Here is a 9,889-nt window from a genome sequence, read left to right as displayed (position 1 = left end):
ATGTTGCCCTTACACGTTTGGCCCATTGGTATGACCAGGTCAATCGTTCGGGCTTCTTGTCATTCGGTTCGATAGCCAGAACCATACAGTCCCATTATCTGAATATCGTCAATTTTTTCCATCAACGTTCCACGAACGCGGCCAGTGAAGCTTTTAATGCAAAGATCAAAGCTTTCAGGCGACAGTTCAGAGGGTTGGAGATATTGCGTTCTTCCTTTTTAGACTCACGAACATTTATGCTTAATAGTCACCCCTCAGATTTTCAGTATGAGCCGGTGTCTTTGGTCACGGACATTATACAAAGAAAAAACTCCTGCAATACCTTGATATTGTAGGAGTTGTCTTCTTTAAGTCTTGTTTTGACTTGTCTTTCAGTGATCCGCCTGGGATTCTCCTTTTAGAGTTACCACGCTGATATTTAAAACTTTATATTTCTTGCTTCAAGCATATCCCATGATTTAACCCACTAATTTGCTACGTGCTTTTGCGGTAGTTTGCTCATGGAGAATACTGAAAGCAAAGATAGTTGTTTCAATTTTATATTGTTTAAGACGAGATGTGATATAACATTGATTAACTATATTTGATGATCAGTATGCTTTATTCTAGTCTTTATGAGATGATTATAAAAAAGAAATGGCTTGTTCGATTTTAATTATTCACTTATTTCTTTAGAAATTAGCCTCTATCTATTATCTTTGTAAGTGAATAATTTAGACTATATGATATGCAAGTTGAAAATAACTTCTACAATATTGATTTTGAGCAAATTCCAGTAGATGAATATTGGAACACAGGGAGTGAGAAAGAATGCAGAATGCATAAAATACATGCTTATCCGGCAAAGTTTCCTGCATTTATTACCACTAAAGCTATTGAGTTTGTGAAAAGAAAGGGAGGGGAAGTAAATCTCATTGCTGATATTTTCTGCGGTTGCGGAACTGTAGCCTACGAAACAAAGAAAAATGGGATTGATTTTTGGGGATGTGATATTAATCCAGTAGCGACACTTATTGCAGAGGTTAAAAGTCAAAAATACCAAGACGATCTTTTAAAAAAATATAGTAATGAAATAGTTAATGTATTCTCTTCCTTGATTATAGCAAATGAAGATATAGAGAATATTAATGAAAGAATTAAATATTGGTTTAAAAAACAACAGATTAGAGACTTATTAGCTTTAAAAAGAGCTATCTCAATTGTATTAATTGAGAATATATCTTATAAAAAGTTTTTCTTGTGTGCATTTTCAAATATATTGAAATCTACATCTGTTTGGTTAACGAAATCTATAAAGCCTCAGGTTGATCCAAATAAAGTTCCGGCAGTAGTAATAGACGCTTTTGTAAGGCAGGTTGATATGATGATTAAAGCTAATAATGAGAACTTGATATCTAACGAAAATCAAATAGAGATAGAGAATATAAATTTCTTAGATAAAAAAATAGAAAATTCTTTCGCTGACCTAATTGTCACTAGTCCACCATATGTAACATCTTATGAATATGCTGATTTACATCAACTTTCGACATTGTGGTTAGGCTTTGTTGATGATTATAAAATATTGCGAAAAGGCACTATTGGAAGTATTTATCACGAATCTGATTATGAGGATAATTTGAATCGATTAAGTCCTATAGGATTAGATATTGTTAGTCGTTTGTATAAAGTTGATAAATCAAAAGCAAAGGCTGCATCAAAATATTTTGTTGATATGCAGAAAGTAACATCCAAAGCTTTTCAACTATTAAATAATAATGGTTATTCTCTTTTTGTGATAGGTAACACTGAATATAAGAAGGTGAAGATAGACAATGCGAAACATTTAATCGAAAGCATGTATAGTGCTGGGTTTAGGGACATGGAAATAATACAACGAAAAATATCGAAAAAGATATTGACACCGTATCGGGATTCAAGAGGAAAATTTACTTCCAACAAGAATAGTCGGCAAGTTTATTCAGAGGAATTCATAATCATTGGAAAAAAACATGAAGATTAACACAGGTAAAAAAATAGATGATATACATGTAACTTTAAGTTATAGAATTATTGAACTTTTTTCTGCAGGCTTATACTCAAGTCCTAACAAAGCTTTTGAAGAGCTTGTCTGTAACTCGTATGATGCACATGCTTCTAAAGTAGGTGTTTATGTATCTTCTGATTTGGCTGCAGAAGGTGCATATATGTGGGTGTGTGACAATGGGGATAGTATGAATCATGATGAATTGAAAAATTTGTGGAAAGTAGGAGAATCTACTAAAAGATTACATGAAGAGAGTGACTCTGAACGATTACCGATTGGACGTTTTGGTATAGGAAAGCTGGCTACATATATATTAGCTAATAACTTAACTTATATTTGCAAAAAGAATGATCGATATTTAGCCACACAAATGGATTATACGAGAATTCATAAAAAAAGTGGTGAGCATTTAACTCTTGATGAAATCGAATTGTCTGAGTATGAAGTTCGTTCTTTGTTACAGCCATATATAAAAAAAACAATTAATCCAATTCTTCCATTTGATTTATTTGGTGAAGGAGCAGAACCTTCTTGGACTTTTTCTGTAATGACTGCATTGAAGGCAAAAAGTACTGAAATAAAAGAGGGTAGATTAAAATGGATTCTAAAAACAGCACTTCCATTGAATCCTAAATTTAAATTATTTTATAATGGCGTGTTGCTGGAATCGTCAAAAATTAAAATCCCATTAGTTAAAACATGGATAGTGGGGCGCGATGATGAAACTATACAAAAGATGGATAATTGTATAGTACATAACGATGGTGAAAATTATTATGTAGATTTTCCACATTTAAAAAATGTACATGGGATATGTGAGTTATTTGAAGATTCTTTAGTTGAAGGAAAATCAAGTGAATTGGGACGTAGTCATGGAATTTTTCTAATGGTGCGTAATCGTTTAATAAATTTGGACGATCCTTTGCTTGGGATGGATGCGTTTTCTCATGGAGCATTTAATCGCACAAGAATTACAATATATGCAGACGAATTAGATGAAAATATAGCTTCTACAAGAGAAATAATAAAAGAATCAAAACCTTTTTCAGAATTAAAAGAATATATAAAGAAGAAATTTAATAATGAAATAAGAAAAATCTATTTTGAAAAAGAGAAACAAAAGGAAGATGAAAGTTCTATTTCGTATAGGTTAGCACAAACATCTACTTCTTTGTCTCGCACACCTATTGTGACCTTTGCTAAGAAATTTTTTAATGATGAAATTATTAGCCCTTGGCTTATTTTACCAATAGAACGTGGAGAGGAGTCAAAAGAAAATTTTATAGCAAAATTAGAGAAAGATGTTGAGGAGAATAACTTGTTTACAGGTAGCTCTGTATGGGAAATAATGCCTCCGGAAGACCCTATTGCTAAATTTAGTGTAGAAAGAAGGACTTTAAAAATCAATCTAATGCATCCTTTTATTGCAAATTATAGTGATGAGTTTAAATCTAAACTCCCAATTGAATTTATAGCGATAACAGAGGTTTTGACAGAAGCTCACATGTATGAGATATGTATTCCAGAGGAGTCTATACATGCAATAATGAAAAGAAGAGATAAAATACTAAGAGAGTTAGTCTTTGGAGATAGGGCGAGTGCACCTCTTGTAGCAGGAATGGTTAAGGATGCACTTAGTGATTCTGTGGGTTTAGAAGATGCTATTTATAAGGCTTTTCATACACTCGGCTTTGAGACAACTAAAATAGGTGGAAGTAATAATCCTGATGGGTATGCAAGTGCTATTCTTGGATTTTCCGAGGAAAATAAATCAGAAAATTACAGTCTTACGTATGATGCTAAAAGTACAGGTAAAAATAAAATTCAAGCAGGAACGGCTAGATTATCTGCCCTATATAGACATAAGGAAGCTTATAAAGCTCAATATTCTGTAGTTGTGGCAATAGATTATGAAGGTGCTGACAATCCAGAAGGAGCATTAAATGTAGAGTTAAAGCAGCAAAAAATCACAGCAATACGTGCAAAAGATTTGATGAGATTACTCTTATTAGCTGTACCTAAACAAATTGGATTAAAAAAACTGAGGGATATGTTTGAAACTTGTCATACTCCTAATGAAGTGAAATTTTGGATAGATGAGATTGAAAAAACAACTATAGATAGAGGTCCTATTGATGAATTGTTGGAAGTTATATACGTTTTACAAAAAGAAGATACAGAACCTCCTAAAATATCAGCTATTAGGTCTGAGCTTAAGCATTTGAATCCTCCAGTGATAATTTCAGAGTCAAATATGAAAGGCTTACTGAATAGTTTATTGGTTCTAGTGCCGGGATTTATCAATATTGAAGGAGAAAAGGTCTCAATAAATACAACCCCTTCTGCTATTAAAACGGCTATTCAGCAGGCGACAAATAATGTACCAGCAGATTTTCAGCAAATGTATATTGATGCATTATGTGCAGATTAATAACTTGTCGTTTTATACTGGTGAATTTTATAGATTTAACTTTTTAACGCTTTGACTTATTCCCTTAATAAATCGAATGACCGGGATAGGTAATATTATTTGTTTTTCATTATTGTCAATTAAGCAAATATCGTCAATAAGCATTGCAGTAGTTATTATTGCTAGTCGTGTTAATGGGTCTGTATATTCATTTGATAAGAGCTTCCCTCTTATCTTGGAGAATTCTTCTATTGCATAATAGTTTGAATGGGTATGAATTGAGGTATACCTATATGTATTAATAAAAGCTCTTGTCTTAAATACGTGAGCGATTAATTTGGTAATATTTAAGGGCTGTATCTCTTCTCCTGAATAGATAAATCTCCAACAATATTTCTTATTTGCGGGATTATATATTTTATTTATCTGTCCCTTTGGGAGCAATCTAAAGAAAACGCAAGATTCAAATTCTGCAATGGTATTATTTAATACGACTTTGTCATTTTCCAATATATCTTTTGCAGTTGAGAAATCATTTTCATCAATTTTAAATCGGCTTTTCTCTGTAAGTCCATCTATTTTCCACAATAAAAAACGAAATTTTTTCTCCTCAATATTGGATGGCTCGACAAAAATATTGTGAAACGTAGCGTAGGTTTCCATTATTGTTCTAAAGATGGCATTAACAGTGAAAATATCATATCCACTCATTTTAAGCTGTTCACCCGATTTTCTATGTTCTATTATACCACTAGATAAATGAAAAAAAGAAGCGGAATGGATTGCGAATTTATCAATCAACAAAGATGAATAGTTTTGGCACTCATCTTTGTGTCTTTTCTTAAACTCTGTATAAATATCACAGAGTGGACCTCTCAATATATAATCATATAAATCTAAAGGTTTCTCTTCAAAAATGTTTTCAATGATTTCTGTAGCAGTATTCATATTACTTCTTCTTTTTACAAAGTTACATGTAATATCCTTGGCGTGAAAATATAATTTATATATTTTTTCTTTTCCATTTTTTCTTTTTAGTGTGCGTAGATTTTTCTAATGGTACATAGCTATCATTTACTTCTAATGGAACAAGAGAGATTTGTGAACAGGGCAAATGGTTGTTTTTATAACTGTTAGATAATATATTTCTATCTTGCTTTCTAACAATTATATTAGTATCTGTGTTAAACATTTGATTGCATGCTCCTTTGTTTTCAAGATTGATAGAATGCAAGTTTTCTTTGTTCCTATCTTGATTGATTTTTGCTTCCCTTTCAATGGATTGGATTTCTTGCTTTTGTAGTTTAAATTGTTCAGATATAGTCCCATTCTTTATCTTGTTGCGGTAATTAAATGATTCTGTTTGCTGGCGTTCGTAACAAAACAGCTTATCAAATCCATGTTCTGTCTGTTGGAATAGGTTCACACGGTCAAAACCGCCTGTAACCTTGCCTTTCTTAGTGTCCTTATGATTGGTAAGTGGTGACAGTTTCTTTTTATTATTTTGATCTTTCCGGCTCACAATCAAATGGCAGTGCATATTCAATGCATTATTTGAACGGCTACGATCAAAATGAATCTTACCGTAAAACTTTATATCTGCTTCGGATAGCTCCTTGTTGAAGTTCTTGGCATATTTGGGAATAAATACCTCACGAATATACCGCTTCATCGCTTCGGCTTGCTCTTGTTCGGTATTACCCATCGCCCGAAGTTCGCTTTCGGATGGGTTGACATGGATAGCATAAAACTTAGCATCCGTCTTTAGGAGTTGCCCGATATTGGTATCTATATCTTTAATAACCTTTGATTTATAGATATTGTCATCTGTCAGATTGAAAAAGCCTTCGGTATAGATGCCTTTTACCATTCGTTCTAAATCTTCATGTTCCATATAATTTGCTAGCTGTCGGCAACTTCCCGAATTATTATATGTTCCGTTTGATGGTGGGGCAAAGTCTATGTGCATAATCCTATGTATTTATCAGATTGCTGATTTCTGCTTTCAGGTTCTCTTTCCTTTTGCTATCCATCACGCCACAAGCAGATAGTTCCGAATAGAGTTGTATCAGGTGAAGCAACTTTTTATAATCCCGTTGGTGTATCTGGTAGAGTGCGTTAATCTGTTTGGATTGGTTGTTTATCACATCAGCATGATTGCCGAACTGCTCACTTAACTTTTTGAGTACGGTTGTTTGTCTTTCCTGACTAGCTTCCAGTTGAGAGAGAATAAAAGTTTCCAAAGTTTTGCCAATAGTATCAAAACGCAAAGCGATAGAATTTGTTGCTCGTATCATGGGATTCAGTTGTTCTTCCTCATAGTGACGAATGAAACGGATAATATCATCCTGCCTTTTATTTATTTTCGCCAATTCCGATTTTACGGATTCAGGTACTTCGGATGGATTGATATGTGCCTTATCAATATACCCGAACGCCAACTTTACAACTTCGCTCTTTTTCAGTGAATAGCGTTTACATATCTTCTCTACCAAAGTTGCCGTTTCCTTGTCTATGGAAATGGTAGTGAATATCGTTTTTCGACTGCTGTTTGGCATGGTAATTACTTTTTTATAGAAATATGAATAGATAAATACCTGATAATAAGTATTGAAAAGAAAATGCTCATTACAGGTGTCATTACAGCGTATTCTTGTAACACGCTAAAGCCGAAGGCTTTGCCCCGCAGGGCAAGAGGGAAGAACAGGACTTGTCCAGTTCCCTCTTGCTCGATTTAGCAAAACGGGCTGACCGATAGGTGAGGCAGTTTGTGCTAAATTGGGGTGGTAGCACAAAGGAATAGCCCGAACACAGGCTGCTTTCCTTTGCTACTTTTTGCTATCAGGGCTGATTCACTAACTGATTGGCTTTTTCAAACTGTTTGTAGGTTTGAGAATCGGCATATTCACGGACAAAAGCCCGGATGTCGCTGGCTCTATAATACGTTTTCCGTCCAATGGTAAAGTAGGGAAGTACACCTTTCGTCCGATAGCGTTGTAGGGTTCTGAAAGATGCTTTTAGTAGAAAGGCTAAGTCTTGATTATCTAACAGCTTCTCATTTTCATCGAATACGGTGTCGGTATTGATAAGAGATTTCAGGTCTTGTCCGATCTCGGTGAGTTTCTTGGATAGCTTTTCCATCCACTTCTCGAAGTTTTCGTTGTCTATATACATTTTGCTTCAATTTTTAAGTTCAACATTATTGTTTTCAACCGATTGATGAAGCAAAGTTCGGTAAATGGATGCAAACTAATTAGGGGTGTACCAGTGGTACTCCCCTATAAAACGTTGATAAGATGTTGATTATCTGTATCCTCTATTTTCTCGTTCTTCGATAATAAACTTCCGAAGTTCATCTAAAAATTCAGTTAGTTTAGTAGGCTTACGGGAAATTACACTTTCATGTTTCTTATAACAATCGCCTAATTTAATATTGAATAGTTCTTCAAAAGATTTTGTGATAACAGATAATGGTACAGGTGCACCGTTTTTGTATATGATTCGTTTGGATAGGAATAGACCACTAACTAATTCCATTATGTTGATTAGTGTGGTATTGTCTGTTAAATAGAAAGAAGAAAAAGGTCGTGTCTTCTTGTGCTTCTGAAATTGTTCAGGGTATTGAATTCGTAGATTCAAGATACGGATTTCAGTTTTTATAAGTTCTATTGCTTCATCAATAAGTAGTAATGGTACAATTTTCCCCTTGCCCAAATTGTACACGGTACGATTTGAGCCTGTTTAGTCCAAAAGAAAAATAGCGTAACAAAATGCTATAATCTTGTTCATTCACACTAATATCAGCTAAATGTTTAGCCAATTCTTCAATAGCTTCTGTAAAATCTAATACAGGTGCTTGCTGCTGTGAGTATTCCGACAATAGTCGAAAAAATCTCAATTTAAGAATGTTATTCATCTTTGATTAATAAAAAGTGTACTACTTTGTTCTTTGCTAAAAATGGGATGTGAAAATACAATGATGGGCATAAATAGACTAATAGTTTTCATCTTTCTCTTTGTTGGTTAGGTGATTTATATATTCTTTTGTTGTAATAATAGTCGAATAGTAATGATTGAGCGAAGACAGGAAAGCTGCGTGTACGTCTTTTGCTTTTATTATTTGATCTTGAAACTTTAAGTCTTTTGTAGCACAAGCATCGGCTATTATTATGCAGTTATAACCTAGATCTTTGGCGGCTCTTACTGTTGCATCCACACACATTTGTGTCATCATTCCACAGATAACTAAATCTGTAATATCCTGAGACCGCAATAACTTATCTAATCTAGTCCGATGAAAACTATTAGGGGTATGTTTAATAATAACATTTTCTTCTTTCAGCGGTGCAACATTTTCATGTATTTTCGCTCCTTTAGTGTTGGGAAGAAAGAATGTTGCACCCTGTTTGGTAGAAATATGTTGTATATGTATTATGGGTAAAGACTGTAATCTAAAGTGTTGTAAGACTACTTGTGCTTTTAATCCAGCTTCGGAACTTCCAACTAATGGATTCAATCCTCCTTCAAAATAGTCATTTTGAATATCGATGAGGAGTAATGCAATTTTTGTTTTCATATATTTCTGCTTAATGTTTCTGCAAAATTAAATGTTTACTACCTTTGTATCAAGTATGTACAGAATTGTATGGTACATACTAAAATGTATCTAATGTAGATAATCAGTTCAATACGTCTGAAATAAAATGAATAAGAATACTAAAAAAGAGATTTGCGTCCTTGATTATGCTTTCCAAAGAATAGGTGGAAAGTATAAGGGACGAATTCTTTGGGCTCTATCTAAACATTTGGTTTTGCGTTATGGTGAACTTAGCCGTGAAATGTCAGATATAAGCACAAAAATGCTAACACAGACTTTAAAAGAACTGGAAACAGACAATTTGATTCATCGCAAAATGTATCCCCAAGTACCACCAAAAGTAGAATACTCATTAACTGAAACAGGTAAGGAGCTTATTCCTTTTATTAAATATTTGGTTGATTGGGGATATAAACAGATGGCAGAAGACTCACAAGTATAACTATCCGTTACTATAGCATAGTTCACTTATTCATTTTTGTGTGGTAGCAGTGTTATTAAATCCTCATCGCCTTCTAATAGGTAATAAGCTATAAATATTAGTGGAGTTGAATCTGATGCATTATCGAAATGTAAAATAGGCTGATTCTTAGGTTCGTAAAACGTTTCACCTGCTTTTATCAGACATGGACTTTGCCCCTCTATCTGAAATAATAAAGTTCCCGAAACGACATAACCCATTACTGGGCAGGGATGAAGATGATAATCAGCCTTCCCATTTTGAGGAATCACAATTTTCTTAATTTCTACTTTTGATAAACATTGTTTATCATGTAAATGAATTGTCATAAGATCAGTTCTAGTTACTGTACTCTTTTTCATACAAATGCAGCTATTTAGTGATAAAAATAAGACG

General features: G+C 33.6%; 11 protein-coding genes and 1 pseudogene. 4 read left to right on the top strand and 8 right to left on the bottom strand.

Annotated features, from left to right (window positions below; genetic code table 11):
* The 3 genes and pseudogenes from DW103_RS13785 to DW103_RS13775 form a co-directional block, all read left to right on the top strand.
* Positions 1-244, top strand: a pseudogene (locus tag DW103_RS13785) (transposase); the annotation flags it as partial.
* Positions 245-727: 483 nt separating this feature from the next.
* The gene (locus DW103_RS13780) at positions 728-2,002 is read left to right on the top strand and encodes a class I SAM-dependent methyltransferase (RefSeq protein WP_122277110.1); all 1,275 of its coding nucleotides are present in this window, start codon (positions 728-730) and stop codon (positions 2,000-2,002) included.
* A complete protein-coding gene (locus tag DW103_RS13775) occupies positions 1,992-4,457 on the top strand; it encodes an ATP-binding protein (RefSeq protein ID WP_122277108.1) in 2,466 nt (821 codons plus the stop codon). The genes DW103_RS13780 and DW103_RS13775 overlap by 11 nt, the downstream gene beginning before the upstream one ends.
* A gap of 27 nt (positions 4,458-4,484) precedes the next feature.
* Here the strand turns inward: DW103_RS13775 and DW103_RS13770 are convergent, their stop codons facing one another.
* From DW103_RS13770 to DW103_RS13735, 7 genes are all read right to left on the bottom strand, one after another.
* Complete coding sequence (locus tag DW103_RS13770) at positions 4,485-5,384, bottom strand: DUF5677 domain-containing protein (protein WP_122277106.1); 900 nt, start codon at positions 5,382-5,384, stop codon at positions 4,485-4,487.
* A 55-nt stretch (positions 5,385-5,439) separates the two neighbouring features.
* On the bottom strand, positions 5,440-6,405 hold the full coding sequence (locus DW103_RS13765) for a DUF5712 family protein (RefSeq protein ID WP_122277104.1): 966 nt from the start codon (positions 6,403-6,405) through the stop codon (positions 5,440-5,442).
* A gap of 4 nt (positions 6,406-6,409) precedes the next feature.
* On the bottom strand, positions 6,410-6,994 hold the full coding sequence (locus tag DW103_RS13760; RefSeq protein ID WP_122277102.1) for a BfmA/BtgA family mobilization protein: 585 nt from the start codon (positions 6,992-6,994) through the stop codon (positions 6,410-6,412).
* Between the two features lie 283 nt (positions 6,995-7,277).
* Positions 7,278-7,610 carry a helix-turn-helix domain-containing protein gene (locus DW103_RS13750; protein ID WP_122277100.1) on the bottom strand — a complete coding sequence of 111 codons (333 nt, stop codon included), beginning with the start codon at positions 7,608-7,610 and terminating at the stop codon, positions 7,278-7,280.
* 129 nt (positions 7,611-7,739) lie between these two features.
* Positions 7,740-8,159, bottom strand: coding sequence for an RteC domain-containing protein (locus DW103_RS13745; protein ID WP_233545693.1), 420 nt, complete (start codon positions 8,157-8,159; stop codon positions 7,740-7,742).
* A complete protein-coding gene (locus tag DW103_RS18480; RefSeq protein WP_122277098.1) occupies positions 8,113-8,352 on the bottom strand; it encodes a hypothetical protein in 240 nt (79 codons plus the stop codon). The genes DW103_RS13745 and DW103_RS18480 overlap by 47 nt, the downstream gene beginning before the upstream one ends.
* 78 nt (positions 8,353-8,430) lie before the next feature.
* Positions 8,431-9,012: a cysteine hydrolase family protein gene (locus DW103_RS13735; RefSeq protein WP_122277096.1), complete on the bottom strand. Its 582-nt coding sequence runs from the start codon at positions 9,010-9,012 to the stop codon at positions 8,431-8,433.
* A gap of 127 nt (positions 9,013-9,139) precedes the next feature.
* Here DW103_RS13735 and DW103_RS13730 point away from each other — a divergent pair, with 127 nt between their 5' ends.
* The gene (locus tag DW103_RS13730; RefSeq protein WP_122277094.1) at positions 9,140-9,475 is read left to right on the top strand and encodes a helix-turn-helix domain-containing protein; all 336 of its coding nucleotides are present in this window, start codon (positions 9,140-9,142) and stop codon (positions 9,473-9,475) included.
* Between the two features lie 26 nt (positions 9,476-9,501).
* On the opposite strand, the gene DW103_RS13725 is transcribed toward DW103_RS13730, so the two are convergent.
* Complete coding sequence (locus DW103_RS13725; RefSeq protein WP_122277120.1) at positions 9,502-9,855, bottom strand: cupin domain-containing protein; 354 nt, start codon at positions 9,853-9,855, stop codon at positions 9,502-9,504.
* Between the last annotated feature and the right edge of the window lie 34 nt (positions 9,856-9,889).

Origin of the sequence: Parabacteroides sp. AM08-6, assembly GCF_003473295.1 — a bacterium.
GTDB lineage: Bacteria > Bacteroidota > Bacteroidia > Bacteroidales > Tannerellaceae > Parabacteroides.
This window is presented reverse-complemented; position numbering and strand designations above follow the sequence as displayed.